Annotated in this window: 21 protein-coding genes; 5 read left to right on the top strand and 16 right to left on the bottom strand. The window is 37.9% G+C overall.

Features of this window, described 5'->3' with window-relative positions:
• Nucleotides 1-9: 9 nt before the first annotated feature.
• On the bottom strand, nt 10-1,293 hold the full coding sequence (locus C0213_04370) for an endopolygalacturonase (protein AUX11668.1): 1,284 nt from the start codon (nt 1,291-1,293) through the stop codon (nt 10-12).
• A gap of 78 nt (nt 1,294-1,371) precedes the next feature.
• Between C0213_04370 and C0213_04365 the strand changes: the two genes are divergently transcribed.
• From C0213_04365 to C0213_04350, 4 genes are all read left to right on the top strand, one after another.
• Nucleotides 1,372-2,187, top strand: coding sequence for a sugar phosphate isomerase/epimerase (locus tag C0213_04365; GenBank protein ID AUX11667.1), 816 nt, complete (start codon nt 1,372-1,374; stop codon nt 2,185-2,187).
• Between the two features lie 110 nt (nt 2,188-2,297).
• Nucleotides 2,298-3,818, top strand: a complete 1,521-nt coding sequence (locus C0213_04360) for an MFS transporter (protein AUX11666.1) — start codon at nt 2,298-2,300, stop codon at nt 3,816-3,818.
• 13 nt (nt 3,819-3,831) lie between these two features.
• Entirely contained in the window at nt 3,832-4,953 is a 1,122-nt protein-coding gene (locus C0213_04355; GenBank protein ID AUX11665.1) for a glycosyl hydrolase family 88, read from the top strand.
• Nucleotides 4,954-4,977: 24 nt separating this feature from the next.
• Nucleotides 4,978-5,217, top strand: a complete 240-nt coding sequence (locus C0213_04350; GenBank protein ID AUX11664.1) for a hypothetical protein — start codon at nt 4,978-4,980, stop codon at nt 5,215-5,217.
• 29 nt (nt 5,218-5,246) lie between these two features.
• On the opposite strand, the gene C0213_04345 is transcribed toward C0213_04350, so the two are convergent.
• Nucleotides 5,247-6,002 (bottom strand): IclR family transcriptional regulator, encoded by a 756-nt coding sequence (locus C0213_04345; GenBank protein ID AUX11663.1) that lies wholly within the window; start codon nt 6,000-6,002, stop codon nt 5,247-5,249.
• 108 nt (nt 6,003-6,110) lie between these two features.
• Here C0213_04345 and C0213_04340 point away from each other — a divergent pair, with 108 nt between their 5' ends.
• Entirely contained in the window at nt 6,111-6,758 is a 648-nt protein-coding gene (locus tag C0213_04340; GenBank protein ID AUX11662.1) for a bifunctional 2-keto-4-hydroxyglutarate aldolase/2-keto-3-deoxy-6-phosphogluconate aldolase, read from the top strand.
• A 62-nt stretch (nt 6,759-6,820) separates the two neighbouring features.
• Here the strand turns inward: C0213_04340 and C0213_04335 are convergent, their stop codons facing one another.
• From C0213_04335 to C0213_04270, 14 genes are all read right to left on the bottom strand, one after another.
• A complete protein-coding gene (locus tag C0213_04335) occupies nt 6,821-7,462 on the bottom strand; it encodes a histidine phosphatase family protein (protein ID AUX11661.1) in 642 nt (213 codons plus the stop codon).
• Between the two features lie 54 nt (nt 7,463-7,516).
• Nucleotides 7,517-8,260 (bottom strand): 2-dehydro-3-deoxyphosphooctonate aldolase, encoded by a 744-nt coding sequence (locus tag C0213_04330; GenBank protein ID AUX11660.1) that lies wholly within the window; start codon nt 8,258-8,260, stop codon nt 7,517-7,519.
• A gap of 18 nt (nt 8,261-8,278) precedes the next feature.
• Nucleotides 8,279-8,935 (bottom strand): hypothetical protein, encoded by a 657-nt coding sequence (locus tag C0213_04325; protein ID AUX11659.1) that lies wholly within the window; start codon nt 8,933-8,935, stop codon nt 8,279-8,281.
• Nucleotides 8,936-8,945: 10 nt separating this feature from the next.
• Nucleotides 8,946-9,725 (bottom strand): hypothetical protein, encoded by a 780-nt coding sequence (locus C0213_04320; protein AUX11658.1) that lies wholly within the window; start codon nt 9,723-9,725, stop codon nt 8,946-8,948.
• A gap of 11 nt (nt 9,726-9,736) precedes the next feature.
• Nucleotides 9,737-10,093: a hypothetical protein gene (locus C0213_04315; GenBank protein ID AUX11657.1), complete on the bottom strand. Its 357-nt coding sequence runs from the start codon at nt 10,091-10,093 to the stop codon at nt 9,737-9,739.
• Between the two features lie 12 nt (nt 10,094-10,105).
• Nucleotides 10,106-10,459 (bottom strand): hypothetical protein, encoded by a 354-nt coding sequence (locus tag C0213_04310; protein ID AUX11656.1) that lies wholly within the window; start codon nt 10,457-10,459, stop codon nt 10,106-10,108.
• Complete coding sequence (locus C0213_04305) at nt 10,452-10,796, bottom strand: transcriptional regulator (GenBank protein AUX11655.1); 345 nt, start codon at nt 10,794-10,796, stop codon at nt 10,452-10,454. Before C0213_04305 ends, C0213_04310 begins: the two co-directional genes overlap by 8 nt.
• Nucleotides 10,797-10,805: 9 nt before the next feature.
• On the bottom strand, nt 10,806-11,906 hold the full coding sequence (locus tag C0213_04300; protein AUX11654.1) for a SelA-like pyridoxal phosphate-dependent enzyme: 1,101 nt from the start codon (nt 11,904-11,906) through the stop codon (nt 10,806-10,808).
• Nucleotides 11,890-13,032 carry an amidohydrolase/deacetylase family metallohydrolase gene (locus C0213_04295; protein ID AUX11653.1) on the bottom strand — a complete coding sequence of 381 codons (1,143 nt, stop codon included), beginning with the start codon at nt 13,030-13,032 and terminating at the stop codon, nt 11,890-11,892. The genes C0213_04300 and C0213_04295 overlap by 17 nt, the downstream gene beginning before the upstream one ends.
• A gap of 67 nt (nt 13,033-13,099) precedes the next feature.
• Complete coding sequence (locus C0213_04290; protein ID AUX11652.1) at nt 13,100-13,804, bottom strand: GntR family transcriptional regulator; 705 nt, start codon at nt 13,802-13,804, stop codon at nt 13,100-13,102.
• Between the two features lie 138 nt (nt 13,805-13,942).
• A complete protein-coding gene (locus C0213_04285; protein AUX11651.1) occupies nt 13,943-15,292 on the bottom strand; it encodes a PTS sugar transporter subunit IIC in 1,350 nt (449 codons plus the stop codon).
• 205 nt (nt 15,293-15,497) lie between these two features.
• The gene (locus tag C0213_04280; GenBank protein AUX11650.1) at nt 15,498-16,376 is read right to left on the bottom strand and encodes a galactose mutarotase; all 879 of its coding nucleotides are present in this window, start codon (nt 16,374-16,376) and stop codon (nt 15,498-15,500) included.
• 19 nt (nt 16,377-16,395) lie between these two features.
• A complete protein-coding gene (locus tag C0213_04275) occupies nt 16,396-17,727 on the bottom strand; it encodes a gluconate permease (GenBank protein ID AUX11649.1) in 1,332 nt (443 codons plus the stop codon).
• A 92-nt stretch (nt 17,728-17,819) separates the two neighbouring features.
• Nucleotides 17,820-19,241 (bottom strand): glucuronate isomerase, encoded by a 1,422-nt coding sequence (locus C0213_04270; GenBank protein ID AUX11648.1) that lies wholly within the window; start codon nt 19,239-19,241, stop codon nt 17,820-17,822.
• Nucleotide 19,242 lies beyond the last annotated feature (1 nt).

Below are 19,242 nucleotides of genomic sequence, written 5' to 3'. Positions count from 1 at the left end.
TCCCCTTTATCAATCATTTTTTAAGTTTAAATTATTCTTTTCAGTATAAAATAATTGTGTATTCATGCCGTCGACTGTCATATTTGTTATTTTAGTATTCTCAGTATTAACCATAAACAGTTTCTCTGCTCTCATTTTTTGACCATCTTGAATCATAGCGGGCTCTACAGCTGGCAATGTATGATCTTTAACTAAATCAATTGCTATATTTGTTAATCTCAAATTACGAATTGGTGCTTCAGGTAGCCCATAAATAAATGCAGCACATGCTCTTGTCTTTCTAGCCGTGATATTACTAATTGTAATATTTTCATAATAAGGCGTTTGATTATTTATCGGTTGTTTTTCTTTATCAGCAACTACACTATATTTCCCACCTGGACCACAGAAATAATAAGAATTGATAACCAATGGGCAAATTGTATTTGTCATTAATATATTATCAACAGTAATATCGCTTACTTTTCCACCTCGACCACGACGTGTCTTCATTCGTATACCTCTGTCAGTGTCGTTAAAGATACAATCCGTAATCATCACTCTTCGAATATCACCACTCATTTCACTCCCTATCACAACGCCACCATGACCATGATTCATTGTACAATTTGTTATAATAATATCTTCGCATGGACTTTTACGAATTGCATCTTCAGTTCCAGATTTAATCGCAATACAGTCATCACCGACATTAAAAATGCAATTTTCAATCCGGACATCACGGCATGATTCTGGATTAATCCCATCAGTATTGGGAGAATCAATCGGATTCTCTACTAAAATATTTTGAATCAATATTCTAGTTGATTCCATCGGATGAACTGTCCAACTCGGAGAATTAACTAATTGAATATCCTGAATTTTTATATTATTTGAATGTTCAATTGAAATTAAATACGGACGAGGATTATTCAAACTTTTCGACTTAAAGTTATCCCACCAATACCGACCATTCCCATCAATCGTTCCTTGTCCTTTAATCGTAATATTGTGTACCTGGGTTCCATAAATGCAAGCTTGATGAACAATTGAATCTGCACCCTCCCATCTGGATGTAACTAAAGGATATCGCTTTGAGTCTGCTACAAACTTTAAGGTCGCACCTGCACAAACTTCGATTGTTAGGTTGCTACAAAGTTGGATGGCACCTGTTATATATTCACCACTTGGAATAACTAAGCACCCACCAGACTCATCTTTGATTGCTTGAATACATCTCTTAATTGCCTTAGTTGAATCTACTCTTCCAGTTGGATCTGCCCCATAGTCAACTATTGATTTTATATTAGGCATGGTTTACACTCCTTTATGTTAGCGTTAACATAATTAAATCATTTTTTCACAATATGTCAATATCTGGAGGCGTTTATTTTGAAAAACCTTGGTGTTCGTGCCCATGATCTCAACAAGAATAACCTTGAAGAATTAATAAGTATTTTAGAATCACTCAATATGTCGCAAATTCAACTTGCTCTAACAAAATCGTTCCCAAATAATTTTAATTTTCAAACGATAGATCAAAATTATTTGCATGTTATAGTTAACCAATTACAATTACACCAAATATCGGTTCCCATTCTTGGCTGCTATACTAACATAATCGATTCTAATATCTATCAACGTGATTTGAATCTTAATCTTTTTAAAAAATTTCTCGATTTATCACGGTATTTTCCTGGAAGTGTTGTTGCAACCGAGACAGGCAGTCTAAGTGATGACGGTTATACAGAAAAGAATTTTACCGACTATGCTTTTCAAAAAGTCGTAAGTTCTGTCAAAACACTTGTTAGTTATGCTACGCATCAAAATACAATTGTTGCTATAGAGCCAGGTATTAACCATCCCTTATACACCAATCAATTAACTAAAGAATTACTTGATATAATCGCAAATCCTCAACATTTAAAAATTATTTTTGATCCTGTAAACTTACTAACTCCTAAAAACTATCTTAATCAAAAAGATATTATTACTGAGGCTTTCAGTCTGTATGGTGACTCAATTACTGCCTGTCATCTTAAGGATTTTAAGATAATCAATCATAAATTAGTTGTTGTTCCCTTTGGGAAAGGATTACTTGATAAATCGTACCTTTTTAGTTTAATAAACAAAAAAAGCATTAATTTAAATTACTTCTTAGAATCAACCTCCCTATCTGACATTAAAGATATTAAGGATATATTCTAACTTTTTATGTGAACTATTTAACTTTACCCTTGTAAGCGCTTAACTAATGTGATATCTTTTATCTGTAAATGTTAACGATAACATAATTATCTGATTGGAGCGTGGTATTCATGATAAAAAAACATAAAATTACACTTTTAACCCGATTAGCTTACGGTAGTGGTAATTTATTAGGTAGCGGTGCGTTAGCAATTTCCGGTGCTTGGCTATTATTCTTTTACACAACATTTTGTGGTCTCTCAGTTATTAAAGCATCCTTAATTTTCTCCATAGCAACCTATCTAGATGTTATTTTAAATCCACTAATGGGTTTCATAACAGATGGTTTCTATCAAACACGATTAGGCCAAAGATTTGGTCGTCGTCGCTTTTTTATTTTGTTAGGAATTCCTTTAATGCTTATTTATCCTGCTTTATGGGTTACTGGTATGGATTTCTTTTACTATTTATTAACCTACGTTGGCTTTGAAATAACTTATACCATGGTTATGATTCCATACGAAACATTAGCTGTCGAAATGACCACTGATTTCGATGAACGAACATATTTAACTGGCTATAAAGCGATGTTCGGTAAGGTTGCTAACTTTTTAGGTGCGGCTCTTCCAGGGATCTTTTTTGGTATTCTTGGTAAATCATCTCCTTATTCCTTTTTAGCAACTGGTACCGTTTATTGCCTAATTATGGTGATCGCCTTAACTTTCCTTTATCTCAACTCATGGGAAAAATCAGCATCAGAAGTAACCGATGAACATGTTAAAAATGTATTTGAAGCTATTAAAAAACTATTTATCGATATTTTATCGACCTTTAGAGTTAGAACTTTTAGACATCATATGGGTATGTACCTTTTTGGATTTGGTGCTGAATGGTTATTTACTGCGACATTTACTTACTTTATTGTGTTTGTGTTACAACGTCCTTCTACTCTTGTATCGGAATTAAATAGTATGAGTAGTATTCTCCAACTTATCTCTACAGCTATTTTTATCGTTATTTGTGCCAAAAAAGGATTTACAAAACCATTCAGTGGTGCTCTTTCAATTGTTATTCTTTCAGTTATTTCATATTCACTTATTTATTTCCTTCAAATTCCACATCTTACATGGCTAGTAGTCGGTGTGACCGCAGTATTCGGGATTGGCACAGGTGGTGTATATTATATCCCTTGGACTGTTTATACATTCTTAGCTGACGTTGACGAAGTTGTGACTAACCGAAGACGAGAAGGTGTATACTCTGGCGCAATGACTATGGCTGGTAAATTAATTCGCGCAACAATTGTCTTTATTTTAGGAGTTGTTCTCTCCCAGTTCGGCTTTAAAGCAGGGGCAACCACGCAGCCATTATCCGCTGTTCATGCTATTGTTGGTGTTTTATTAATAGGTGTCATCGGTCTTGCATTATTGGGCATGTATTCATCACATAAAATGAAACTTAATCACGAAACACATCAAATTATTTTAGATGAGCTTGATAGAATTCATAAAGGTGGCTCAATGTCAGACGTAAACCCAAGAACGCGTAGTGTTGTAGAAGAACTAACTGGGTTTAAATATGAAGACTGTTTTGGTAACAATACCGTTGGCTACCAGTCAAGCGAAGAAAATAATCAAGTTATAGATCACTAGGAGGATTTAATCTATGTATAATAATTATGGTAATTTACAAACTAACTGGATTCAACTTGCAGGGGATACGCTAATTAACCGCGAACCTAATATGAACTTAAAACACAAGTGGGAATATGAAGATGGCTTAATGTTATCTGGAATGTTCCAGATATTCTTAGCCAGTGGCGATAAAAAATATTTTAACTATATCAAGAATAATATTGACGCCTATTTAGACGATGATGGTAACATCGACGGCTACTCTTTTTCAGAATTCAATCTAGATCATATTAATAATGGAAAAATCCTGCTCGACTTATTTGAACAAACGCATGATTTAAAATATAAAAAAGCTGCAGATAAATTATATAATCAGTTATCAGAACAACCCCGGACACCAGAAGGGACCTTTTGGCATAAAAAAATCTATCCCAATCAAGTATGGTTAGATGGTCTGTATATGGGATCTGTATTCTATGGGCGATATCTTAGCCAATTTAAATCAGATAATGATCTTGCTGATGTTGTGCACCAATTTATTACTGCTTACAATGTTACCTTAGATTCAAAAACTGGTCTATGTTATCATGCTTATGATGCAAAAAAGACCCAGCCTTGGGCTAATACTATTAATGGACACTCTCCACATTTTTGGACACGAAGTATAGGCTGGTTTGTAATGGCCATGGTTGATGTATTGGAATACATTCCAGCAAGCAATCCACAACGTATCGATATCCTAAATAACCTTAATAATCTTTTAAATTCCTTACGTAAAGTTGCAGATTCTAAAACAAATCTTTGGTATCAAATTCCGGATGAAGGGGATCGACCATTAAATTATTTAGAATCGTCAGGTAGCTTAATGATTCTAACAGCTATTGCCAAATCAATTCGTTTAAACTATATTAATAAAGACAATTGGTTACCGTTCTTACTGGAAGGCTATAAACAAGCCTTACGTCAATTTATCAGTGTTACTAAAGAAAATTACGTTAACGTTAACAAAATCGCTCATGTAGGTGGACTTGGTGGACCATCTAAACGAGATGGCTCTTTTGCCTATTATATGAGTGAACCAATTGTTACCAATGATCACAAAGGGGTTGGCCCCTTCTTATTACTAATTTGTGAAATGCAACAATACCTATAAACTGAAAGGAGTTCTGTAATAATTATGAAAAATGAGAAATTAGAAATTGATCCTGAAAAATTCGCATATGCTGTTATTAATAACTTTCAATCTGACGCTACAGACAACCAAAGGATTGCTAAAGATCATCTGACCTTGTTCTTACAAGCATATTACTTAACATCACAATTTAATCAACTTGAAGCAAATCAATTTAGTTATTTTAAAGATGATGATAAGCAGAAACTGTTTACTAGTCTCTCTAAAATTTCAGAAAATCAATAAAAAAAAGAATCCTAATTAGGATTCTTTTTTTAAAGATGTCTTTCAATCATTTCTTTCGTTTTCAAAACCGCTGTGGTAATCGCCTTTTTCCGTTTGGCATCTAACCGATAATCCGGTGTGCTGACACTAAATGCCCCAAAAACACGATTGTGCTTTTCCAAAACGGCACCCACACAGAAAACTTCTTCTTCATTTTCACGATCGTCAATTGAATAATGGCGTTCTTTAACCTGGTTAATCTGCCTTTGGAGCTCGTTTGGATCGGTAATCGTATGCGTTGTGAGTGCAGTTAACGCCACCCGATTCAAATAAGCCGTTACTTGTTCATCCGGCATTGTCGCCAAAAAGGCCTTGCCCATGGCCGAACTAAAGAGGTTTAGCTTCCCCCCAACTTTTGATTTCAAGTTAACGCTGCGGGGACTTTCTAGTTTTTCCAAGAAAACAACAAAATCACCGGCATGAATGCCCAGATGGACTGTTTCACCAGTTTCATCGCGCAATTCTTGTAGGTATGGGACCGCAACATTCTTAATATCAAACTCAGACAATGCTTTTTGCCCGTAACCAATCAATTCCGATCCCAAAAAATAACGTTTATCATTTTCTGAGCGCCACAACAAATTCAACTCACACATTGTTGCGAGCACTTTTAAAGTGGTTGATTTAGTACTTTGTAAGCCATCACTAATTTCTTTTAATGTCTGCCCTGCCGGCTGATCCATTAAATAATCTAGAATTTGTTTGGCCTTAATTAAGACGGTGCCATACGATTTTGTTTCTGTCATTTTTACAATCTCCTACTTGTTTTCTAGAATGAAAGCGTTATAATATAACTATTATATAGTTTCTTTATCAAAAAGTAAATTTATTATATGGAAATGGAGCTGATTTTTTTGCAAAAAATGGATATTCTTCAAAAGGTTAAAAACACTGGTGTGGTAGCTGTTGTTCGTGGTGCTTCTAAGGACGAAGCCTATCAAGCAGCCAAGGCATGTATCGTCGGTGGCGTTAAAGGTATCGAATTAACATTCACTGCCCCAGAAGCTGATAAAATTATCGCTGAATTGAAACAAGAATTCAAGGATGACCCTGAAGTTTGTATCGGTGCCGGTACTGTTTTAGAACCAATTACAGCTCGGATCGCAATCATGGCTGGTGCGGAATTCATTGTAAGCCCTTCCTTCAACGAAGAAGTTGCTAAAATGTGTAACCTCTACCAAATCCCTTATATGCCAGGCTGCATGACAATTACTGAAATCCAAACAGCAATGTCATTTGGTTCTGATATCGTGAAAGTCTTCCCTGGTAGTGTTGTTGGCCAAGGCTTCATCTCAGCTGTTAAAGCCCCATTCCCATATGTCAACATCATGCCAACTGGCGGTGTTAACTTAGAAAATATGAAAGACTGGTTTGCTAAAGGCGTAGTCGTCGTTGGTGCTGGTGGGAACCTTGTTGGCCCTGCTGAAAAAGGTGATTTTGCCAAAGTAACTGAAAATGCCAAAGCATACCATGCAGAATTCGAAAGAATTATGCATGCTTAAAAATTAAACAATATGAGGCGCTCCGGACAAATAAATCTTTGTCTGGAGCGCCTTTTTTAGGGTTATTTTAATAATACCATCTTTTCATGACTAATTCTGATTTTCGTCACACTACCATTTTCTGGAAAAGCCGATTCAATTGAAATAACATCGCCAAAATATTTCAATAGCAACATTTTTAAAAATGTCCCGTGCGTAACCACTAATATTCTAGCATGATTCCTGTTTTCACTCAGTAATATTTGCCGAGCACTTTCAAAACGTGACCAAAATGCGGCTGCATCTTCTGCATAACCAAACGGATCTGCTTGATGCATCACATCTCGGGCAATATCGATTGAATATCGCTCAATAATCTCAGCCTGAGTTTTACAACCCAGTGGTTTTCCAACAATCGCCCAAGTTTCTAAGTTATTTAAACCTTCAAAGCCGCCGAAAAATACTTCCCGAAGAGTTGGTAACTGCTGAATCTTAGGTAATTCATGTTTGCTTTGCTGACAAATAATGATTGCTGTATCCAGAGCTCGTTTCAAATCTGAACTATATACAGCATCAAAATCAATCGTTTTTAAAGACTGCCCTGTAGTGGTTACACAATCAACTCCTTCTGCCGTTAAGGGTGAATCTGACCAACCTTGCATTTTATGCATTAAATTAAAGTATGTTTGCCCATGTCGTACAAAATAAATGTCTACTGTTTTCATTTTCCCTCCACCATAAATAAAGTACGCCTAAATTTTTTTAGGCGTACTCTTTTTTTATGCTATTACTAAGCGTTGAACGATTTCAAATAAGCGTGCCACATCAGATGGTCGTGTATCCCCTGTCGTTTGATCGATGATCGAACTATAAATGTGTGGAATCACCTTTTTCACGCCTGCGTCTAACGCAATCTGTAGAATTTCTTCAAAGTTATCTAAATCAATTCCACCAGTAGGTTCTAGACTAAAATCATTATCAGAACATGCTTTAGCAATTACTTCATATTCTGCCTTGCAAGCTAGGCCCTTCATAGGGAAAAATTTAATTGAACTTCCCCCCATATCCTTCAGAAGTGCGATTGCCGTTTCAATTGGAACCACTGCCTGTGAGCTACGACTACTTAAAGGACCCGTTGCAATATTGACAAAACCAACCCGACCAGTTGGCGATACTAAGCCATTAATGAACGTTTCGGTCTGACCCAATGCTTGTCTTGAAGCCCCAACACCTGTAAAAACTTGATTAACGTGTTGTGGTTGTAACGTACCAACTAAGCGCGTGACCATCGTACTTTGATTAGGATCTCCTGCTCCCAAGCCAACCGATAGTGCATTATTAGTTGCTGCCTGATAACGTTTCATATCCGTAATGGCGGCTTCATCTGTCGCATAATTTTTAGAGAGTACCCCTAAAACAATATTTCCTTTTGCTGCTTCATAACAATCTTGTGCATTCTCAACAGAATTAGCTAACACGTTTAAACAAACGCGGTCCTTGTAAAATTGTGGTTGTAAAGTCATTATTTTTCCTCTTTTCATCTATTTTAAAGCAATTGGGAAAAATGCACCTAAGATCATCGCCCCTAAAATTGCGCCACCTGCGATTGGTTTCTTCCATAGATAGAAGATTACTGCTCCAATTGTGGCCCCAATCCCAATCGGAATTGAAGCACTGGCCGCACTCAAGATAATTAATGGCCCTAAAAATCGTCCTGATGAATTCCCGGCCCCCATCATCACATCAGCACCAAAAGTGGCATTCGATTGATTAATTGTGTATTTACGTACGGTTGTAATGATGATTCCAATCACAATCCCCAAGAAAAGGCCCATAACAATTGCAAAAGCAAAATTTTCAATCGGTGCCTTCCAACCAATACTCAATAAAATTGCAGGAATCCCAATTCCAACACCCGTCAGAATTGAACCACCTAAATCTAAGATCCCAACAAGTGACCCTTCTAGAATTCTCGCGAATAAGAAACTAGCCCCAAACGCTGCGGCAGCACCGTAAGAACCACCATCCATCCCCGCTTTTAGCATCGCAACAATGGCAACTTCATTAAACGCCCCAACACCGTATTGGTAATACATATGGGTTCCCGCAAAAACACCGGCGGACATTAAGCCAACTAGAATTGGGAATGACCATTCGGAATACCAAAAGCTTTTTTTATTAATCTCAATTGTGTCCATTGCCAACCTCCTATTTAACTTTGAATACACCATGCATATTTGTTAACCAATCTGGTACTGATAGTTTAAAACTCTGGATCATTTCAACATCAAATCCTCTAAAGAAACCACTAAGGATAAACAGTAAAATAATAGCGCCTAACATCATTTTGGTTGTTTTAGTCCAGCCTAAATCATCAACACCTTTACCAATCAAAATACCTAAAACAATTCCTGGTACGGCATTCCCCATAATCATCGCTGATAAGCCACCAAAAATGATTGCCCAAAGGCCAGAACGTTTACCCGCATCAATTGCTGCCAATAAGAAAATAATTGGCATGACGATATTAATCAATAAATCAGCTGCCGGCACTAAAACCTTCACAGCAGTCACTTGCAATGACTTAGGAATTGCTGAAGCAGTTGTATTTAAGAAGGACACGACAACAATCCCAATCAAGCCACCTGAAATGGCCATTTTCCGTGGATTATGCACCGTTTCTTCTAGTTTCTTATTCCTAATCAACAATGAAGCAGCCGCCCAATTGGGAATAACCCGGTGCGTCACATCTTGCGTGAATGCTCCAGCGCCAACCGTTGACGCCCAAGCATTGAAGAAAAAACCTAGTCCAAATGAGAAATGTGACGCAGGATCACCTTCACAAGCATTCATTTCACCTAACGTTCTAAAAGCACCCAAGGCTTGTACTGTCGGTGCGTTGAACATTCGTGCGGCACCCATTCCGGCAGCAAAACCAACCAAGCCACCAATTAGAATAGATTTCATTAAAATTATGATGATTGTCATTTTACAGCCTCCTATTCCCTTTTAAATTTAAGTTTTGGCAGTGGCATATTATCGGGCGCCTGTACACGTTGCTCATGAAACGGAATTGCTTGAAGATCGAGTAACTTGACCGCAACTTCTACTGCTAATGTCATCTGATAATTTGTTCGTTCTCGAGGCAAGAAAAACCATAAGAATCGTTCAGTATATACTTGCTTTTCAGCCTTAGTCACTGTAATTGATTGCGGTGTAATCTGAAAGACAAGTTCGTCGGGTTGACCAACTTGCTTGGAAATCTGAGCTAAAGCAGCGGCTGTCGCTACTTCTGCACTTTCACCACTACCACTGACCGTTACTGTCATCTGTTGCTGCACCTGATAATTAGCCATCGCGTTCTCCTTTTAACTGTGTCGTTTTAAATAAGCTTCCGTAAGGCCTTGGCCTAATTCTTCCGTATCCATAAACCCAAACCCAAGTGCTTGGATACCATCTTGAATTGCTGTGATTCCTTCTTGAACTGAACGCATACCGTGACGTTCTGTATAACCATACTTATTTTTGGCAGTGATTGCGCCAGCACCACCACTTCCACAAAATGAGAGTCCTAAGTCAGCATTTTCTTTTTGCATGACATCACCCAAGCGCATATCAGCACCCATACCGGGTACAACGACTGCCTCACCACCTGCTTTTCTAATGCCTTCTGCAATTTTTTGACCTTTACCCATTCGATCCGCAATTATAATTTTAACCATGATTAATTTCCTCCTTATTTTTGGCAACTTCAAAATGCACTGCTAAAACATACTTTTCATCAATGTTCAGATGACCAATTTCCTCAACAATTTGTGCAGCTGCTGCCAAACTATCTTCTGATAATTCACTAAAAACAGTTGGATCAATCGCCATTAGCGGTTCATTATTTTCTGAACGCGTAACCATCTCGATTAAATGATTGGCTAATATCTCAATCTGGTTCTCATCCGGGGTAGCGTTAACCGCTTTCATTTTAGCCAATGCACTTTTCAATATGGCCTCACATTTAGTAGGATTAATACTTGCCACAATCATTGCTTGGGTTGCTGTGTTCATTATGATCACCTACTTCATTATTTTATTGAGCTTATCTAGAATAAGTTTCATTTCTGGTTCAAAAACTGCTCGGATATCAAATTCGATAATTCCCATATTTGCCCGATATTCCCGTGTATAAATAGCTGGACTATCCTTTTTTAATGCCGTAATCAATTGTTGCGCATTCATCCGAGCCGTTTTAGCAACTTTGACACTAGCCCGGTAAATATCGCGCCCGGCGGAGTCTTGTACGATTTCACATTCAAGACCTTCTATTTGATTAATTTGTGCTACAAAAGGTGTTAACCGTTCAATCATCCTTTGACCAGTCTCTGGTCCAAATTGAACATAATCTTCAATCGCTTGAGTCAAACCAAGAATGTTATCCTTACCAATTTTCATTGCTCGGCCGATACCTTTAGATTGCAATCCCAACCAATCAATATACTGTTTATTACCTAATACTAAACACGATGACGGCCCAGAAAAAGCTTTGGCACCACTATAAATCACAATATCAGCACCCATTTTAATATACTTCTTTAAATCTTCTTCGGCAGCCGCATCCAAAATAAGTGGTAGATTATGCCGGTGGGCCACTTCAATGGCACTTTCAATCGTCAACATACTCTTTTGAACAGCGTGGTGGCTCTTAACATATAAAATGGCAGCGGTTTGATCGTTAATCATCATCTCAACATGATCCGCTGAACACATATTAGCGTACCCAGCTTCCACCATCCGGCCGCCACCTAGTTCAATCATGACTTCTTCAGGTGTCCCATAATCGACGTTTTGACCTTTTGGAATGATAATTTCTCGTTTATTAATCTTATCGGTATATGGATGATAAAGATGATATTGACTACCCTTTCCAATAATCCCAGCGATTGCCTGTGCGATTGCTGCGGATGCTGATGAGACAATTACTGCAGCTTCAGCATCTAATAACTGTGCTAAATATTGACCCGTTTTTGTTACCAAATCGCTCATCTCAAAGAAATTTTCATCACCAAACTGCTGTGCTTGAATACTATTAGCACCCACTTTAGAAACCCCTAAGATGGTCATCTTGCCACTAGCATTAATAACTTGCTTTAAATCATATTTTTCATACAAATTCGCCATGTTGCACCTCCATATTTGTTTGATAAACCGTCCCGCCGACCACTGAATAATGTGGGGCAAAGACGCGGTGTGTGGTGACTTGATACCCATTTGAATCAGTTAATATTTTTTCCTGATTTTCAATACTAAAAATAGTTAAATCGCCATCAAAGCCGGCCGCTAGGTGACCTTTGTGCATCAACTTAAAATTAGCAGCTGGTTGACTGGTAATCATCGGTATCAATTCGGCTAAGGAATAACCTAAATAATACATTTTATCCAGACAAGTCGCTAAATTATAAACTGGTCCATTCTCCCGATTACGGTGATATAAATCACTACTAATCGTTTGTGGTGCTAATCCGATTTCTTTTGCTTTTTGAGCAACTTCAAAACTAAAGCTTTCAGTTCCGTGTCCAACGTCGAAGATAATGCCACGTTGATAAGCTTCAATTGCAAATTGCTTAATCTGTCCAAGCTCATGGTCCAAAATACCATTGGGTTTACCGTTATAGCAGTGCGTAATAATATCACCAGGATCAAGCATTGCCATAATTTCCGAAAGTTCCGGTGGATTTGTCCCAATATGAACCATTAGTGGAATGCCAGCATTCTGTCTTTGAATCGCTTTAGCCCGTTCAAGAGGGACAATACCATTTCCCGCAACTACCGATTTGCTCATACGAGCTTTGATACCAACAACAAATTGTTTTTGATATTGCGCTAATGTTTCACTGACTAATTGTGGTTGGATCCGCTTTAAATCACCTAATTCGTCTTGAGCAATAATCCCTGTTTTCGAAATATTGCACATTGCATAGACATTAGTTTTAGCCTTGGACGCTAACTGATAAAAATCAGCTAGATTATCGGCGCCTGTTGAACCAGCATCAATCACGGTTGTAACCCCTGCTGTCACACCATCTAAATCAGGTTGATCAGAATACAACGCTAACTTCTCATAACAATGAACATGATCATCAATCCAACCAGCGCTAACATAAGCAGACTGCTTTAAATCCAATATTTTACGTGCTGTAATATTATCGAATTTTTTTGAAACCGCTTTTATTTTACCGTACTCAATTAGAATCTCAATTGGCTCGCCGGAAATCGACCGACCGTTCTTTACGTATAAATCAATCATCACGATGCCTCCCTCAAGATTATGAATTCATCATAACATTATAATGTTTAATTGTAAATACAGAACCTCACAATTCATATCTAATTTCGTAAGGATTCATCGTTGTATTATAGATAGCGATTGAATATTCAATCAACTGATTCTTTTCATTGTAAGCTTTTCTGATGCGTTTAATGCCAACTACCTGATCCGTATTTAAAGCAGATTGCTCTGACTTTGTTAACAAGTGGCCTTCAAAAGTATCGTCAAACGAACTTGCAATCTCACCGACTTCTTTTAAAACTTGATATAAAGAAGAAACATTAAGTTCATTACGCAAGTGAGCATTCATTTGGAATGGTAAGTAATGTGTAAATAAAATATAGGGTACACCGTCTAACAGATATTGTTTTGAAATTTTGGAAACACGGTTGGTTAATTTACCAATTTCAAATTTAATTTCAGCTTCATCAGCTGGAATCTCCGTGATATCAATGATTTGTTTTTCTAATTTTAAACCACGTTTTTCCAAGATGCTCGAAAATGATTCCGCACGTGATAACTTATTAAACAATCGATTACTGATAACGGTCGTACCCTTACCACTTTGTTTTTCGACATAACCCTCACTAACTAATAAATTAATGGCATTGCGAATTGTAATTTTGCTGACGTTATATAGCGCTTCCAATTCATTCTCAGTTGGCATCAATGTTTCTACAGGATATTGATTCTGAAAAATTTTCTTTTTTAAATCGTCTGAGATATCTTGATATAATATTTTTCTGCTCATAACTTTTCTCCGTTCATTTTATTCATTAATTAGAGTATATACGACGCTGAAGCTTTTAAACAAGCTTATTGCTAAATAATTATTTAATAACACAATAATAGGCAGCTAATCCCTCTTCCAGGATTAACTGCCTATTCGTTAGCGTGCTGCTTGTTCTTCTTTTTGAATTTGACGGCGATTATAGATCATTAACCATAATGTGAAGATGACCAAAATAGCAGGACCGATAATGCTGATCTTAGCGACTAACTCGTAGGCTAACCATGCTAACGGGCTAGCTGCAAAGTCGATGCTGGCCACTGATGGTGTACCAGCAGGAATCAAGCTCGCTTGGACCATTCTAACGGCATACGTGAAGATGCGAGCTAGGCTTGTTGCTGATAAGACACCGATAATTAATGCCAATAAGCCTGTGATAAAGGTTCTAAACACGTTCCCATTTGTGTATGGCAAAACCATTGGGAAGATATAAATCAAGCCTGACAAGCTCGCCAGTGGTAAGAATTCGTTACCTGGAATGACAATTGATAAGAATAAAATTGTAGGCACTAATACCAATGAAACTACCAATGTTGTTGGATGCCCGATCACTAACGCTGGTGTCATCCCAATATTGAATGAACGGCCTTCAAACTTACGACTTATCAAAGCTTGTGAACGTTTAGAAATTGGTGCTAGCCCTTCAATAAAGAGTGACGTAATTCGTGGAATTAAGACCATGACAGCGCTTAAAATTATCCCCAATTGAAGTGTTTTGGCCAGGCTATATTTAGCTAAGACACCGATTAAAATCCCGATAATCACCCCTAAGAAAATCGGATCGCCTAAAATCCCAAAGCGCTTTTGTAATTTTTCGGCATCAAAATCAATTTTGTTTAGCCCTGGTATTTTATCGATTAACCAGTTAACGACAATTGCTAACGGAATGAAGCTGACACAAAATGCGTGTGGCAAAGAAATCCCGTCTAGTTTCTTACCGTAAAAGCGCGCGACACGTTCTTGCGATAAATCGGCACCAACCATTGTGATTATAAAGACGATGATGGCAGCAAAACTTCCCCATAAGAAACTCTTCGTGGCAATTGAAACGATTGAACCGATAAAAGCAAAATGCCAGTAATTCCATAAATCAATGTTCAACGTTTTCGTTGTCTTGGTTAGTAACATTAAAATATTAACAACTAACCCTAAAGGAATAATGATCGCGCCAACTTGCGTCCCAAATGCGACTGCGGAAGCAGCTGGCCAACCAATATCCAGTGTATGTAAATGCAGACCGTAAATTTTAACCATTCGCGTCACCGCGGGGCCTAAATTATCAGCTAACAATTGCGTTAATGTACTAAGGCCTACAAAACCAACCCCGACAGAAAGGCCGGATTTTAATGATTTACCTAAGCCCATTCCCAAAATCAAACCGACAATTAAGAAAATAATCGGCATCATGACACTTGCACCCAACGATAAAATATAATTAATAAATCCCATTTCTCAAACGCCCTTCTTTACCCGGTTGACTGATTAGTAATGAAGTTTCTAATTCAGAAACCGTTTTCTTTATAAAGAAATAATAGCACTGCAAACGCTATCTTGCAATCGCTTTCTTAAATTTATTATGCAATTATTAGTTATTGTAGATGCATTAAAAAGGACTAGCCCCAGTTATTCACCGAGCTAGTCCTCATGAAATTTGTTATTTAAATGTCATTGTATAGCCAATTGACGCTGTTTCTTTTGCTGCTAAATGATAGTTAGCTTCCTTAGTCGCCAGTTCCCGTTTGTCACCAGCAACATCTGGTAGCCCGTAGAATGGTTCTAAGCACAAAAACGGCGCATCTGCGCCCTCTTTGGTCCACAATGTCAGATACTTGAAATCGCCTAAATCAAGGCCAATACTATGGGCACTCTTTTCTGAGGTGAGTTTAATCCCTGCTAATTGGTTTTCAATAATCAATAATCCTTTTTCAAACATTTTATGTGTTAGGGGGACCGTTTTATTTTCAACATGCTTCAAGGTGCATAATTTCCCTGAACGATAAGGATTAGGTGTTTTAATAATTTCAAAATAGCGGATTTCATCTTCTGGCGTTGCAAAAGTGATTTGGTATTCATCAAAATGGCCTTCATCGTTGATAGGTACATTAAAAGCTGGATGCGACCCAAATGAAAATGACAAGTTTTGATCCTCTAAATTATTGACTGTCGCTGTGAAGCACAATTGATCTGCCTCTAATTGCAAGCCAATTATCAACTCAAAGTGATAGGGATAATACTGTAAAGTCGTCTCATTAGCAACTAACTTCAAGCTTAAACTGGTTGTCGTTTGTGCTTCTAATGTGAAATGCTGATCCGCTACAAAACCATGTTGTGGCATGTCATACGTTTGACCATCAATTAGGTAAGCGTCTTCATTTGAACGCCCAATAGCTGGAAATAAAACCGGCGCATGCTTAGGCCATTGAACACCCTGCCAAATATACTCAAAATCAGCCTGCTTATTATAAATACTCGTAATTTCAGCCCCCACTGGATTAATCGTGACGCTCAATTGTTCATTTTCAATACGATACATAACTTTTCTCCTCCTTGAATTAAAGTACAATATTTAATAACATAACGACCGCTAAACCAACTAGCGAATTAACTAGTTCTAATAATCCCCATGTTTTGAACGTGTCTTTCATTGAAATACCAAATGTTTCTTTGAACAGTAAAAAGCCCCCATCATACATTAAGGTAATGGTATTACTCCCACAAGCAATTGCGAGAACCATTAGTACTGGATTGATATTGAACGCTGCGACCATCGGCTGGACAATTCCCGCCGCTGTAATTGCGGCCACAGCACCTTGCCCCGTTAGAATTCGGATAATTACCGTAATAATAAAGGCGAGAATAATTGGCGAAACAGGCATTTTCTCAACTAAACCAACAATGTGATCACCAACGCCTGATTCGATAATGACTTCTTTTAAAATCCCGCCAGCACTAATGACCAGTAAGACGTTCGAGACACCAGCAATTGCTTCATTCATCATCGTTGTAACTTGGCCGCTAGTCTTCCCACACTTGTAGCCAAAAACAACCATCGAAACAAGCACCGCGATTAACATACTAATTTCAGCGCTACCAAAAAAATTCACAATTTGATATAAAGTTGATTTTGAATCAATACTAAAATTAATAATCGATGCAATAATCATTAGAAATGCCGGGATTAGTGGCACCATTAAACTGGTCATAAAGTTTGGTGCTTTTTCCAAATCGATTGCTTCAGAAGGTGCCATATTTTCTGATAATGGCATCTGAGCAATTCCTGGAATAAACTTCGTTAAAATAACACCGGAACAAATAATTGTCGGCACAATCACAATTAGACCATAAATGTAAACTTGGCTAATATTAGCATTGAACGCTGTTACTAACGCCATTGGCCCTGGCTGTGGTGGAAAGATACTGTGTCCCATAGTTGCACCAGCAACTGTGGGTACAATTAATTTCATGTATGGAATCTTGGCCTCTTTAGCAATACTGATAACTAACGGTGCCGTAATTAAGAAGGCCACTTCATAAAACATTGCCATCCCAAATATTGTCCCAATCAACAACAACGAAAATTGGAGATACTTAACCCCGAATCGGTCAATAATTGTGCGCGCAATTCGTTGAGAAGCACCTGAGTCAGTCATCATCTTACCAATAATCGCTCCAAAAACAATAATTAATGCTAATTTGCCCAAGGTTCCGCCAAGACCCTTTTCGATAATTGGCACTATTTTATCGATATGGACGCCTTCAGCAACTGATACAAATATCGCTACAATCAGTAATGCTAATACATTATGCATTTTAAATTTTAGATTTAACGTTAACAATATAAAAATTCCGACAACTACCCATAAAAGTGGTACAACATGTTCCATAAATATCCCCCTAATAAAAAAGACGTCACTTCCAAAACAATGTTTTGTAGTGGCGCCCTTTTCGTCGTTAGTTACTGTACACTACTGTTTGCCTAATTTAAAAAAAATCCAAAATATTCGTGTGCGTTATTGTAGGCAATGTCTTCGACAATCTTGCCTAAGAAGGCCTCATCGTCAGGGACCTGACCGCGAGCCGCCCATTCACCCACTAAGTTACATAGCACTCGTCTAAAGTACTCATGACGTGGATAAGAGAGGAAGCTCCGTGAATCGGTCAACATACCGACAAAGTTGGCGATTAAGCTTTGGTGCGCCATAATCGTCAATTGATCCTGCATCCCTTCTCGTGTATCGTTAAACCACCAAGCACAGCCCAATTGAATCTTTTGAACGGGGCCTTCTTGGAAAGAACCCATCCCAGTTGCCAATTGTAACCAGTCATTAGGATTTAATGAATATAAAATCATCTTAGGCAAGTGATCATCAATTTGAACGGCCGTTAAGAGCTTCATAAATTCAGCGGCAATATCCGCTTGGGTGCCCATTGAATCAAAACCTGTATCAGCGCCAATCTTAGCAAACATTGGTTTGTTAGCATTGCGGATCGCATTCATATGGAATTGCATTGTCCAGTCGTGCGCTTGATTGATCCGCATTAATTGCGTTAATAATGCGGTTAAGTAAGCATCAACATCCGTTGCCGTTAACGGTGCATTGTCCCGACCTTTTTGCAAGATTTGATCCACTTGTGCTTCTGAAGCGGGCACATAATGGAATGTATTCAACCCGTGATCAGAAAGGCGCCCGCCTAAGGCTTCAAAATAATCAAAGCGTTGTTCGAATGCTTGAATCAAATCTGCAAAGTTGTTAATTGTAATACCGGCAGCCTGCCCCAATTCAGCTAAGTAGTCGTTAAAACTTGCTGCAGCGATATTGAATGCTTTATCCGGGCGCATTGCTGGTAATACCTTAAAGCCATTTTCAGCTTCTTGGGCTTGCAATAATTTGTGATACTGCAAATCAGAAGCAGGATCATCCGTTGTGCAAACAACTTTGACGTTTGAATTTTTGATTAGACCGCGGGGTGAAAAGTCATCCGTTGCTAGTAATGCGTTAGCTTTTTCCCAAATACGAGGCGCCGATTCACTCGTTAAAGGTTCATCAATTCCAAAGTAGCGTTTGAGTTCCAAATGAGCCCATTCATATAGTGGATTGCCAATTGCTTTTTCAATGGTTTTGGTCCACGCCATAAATTTTTGATATTCATCGCCGTCACCTGTAATTAAGTTTTCTGGTACGCCGTTAGTTCGCATTAAGCGCCACTTGTAGTGATCCCCAAACAAGCCATCGTTCAACCAAATCCGTGTTAGATTTGGATAATTATGATTCTCATAGATTTCTTTTGGGTTGAGATGGCAGTGAAAATCAATAATTGGCATCTTTGCTGCGTGATCGTGATAAAGTTTCTGACCCATCTCATTAGTTAAGAGAAAATCTTCATTTAAAAGTGTCATT

Origin of the sequence: Latilactobacillus sakei (assembly GCA_002953655.1) — a bacterium.
In the GTDB taxonomy this organism is placed as follows: domain Bacteria; phylum Bacillota; class Bacilli; order Lactobacillales; family Lactobacillaceae; genus Latilactobacillus; species Latilactobacillus sakei_A.
The sequence above is the reverse complement of the archived record's forward strand: the minus strand, read 5'-3'. Positions and strand labels throughout refer to the sequence as shown.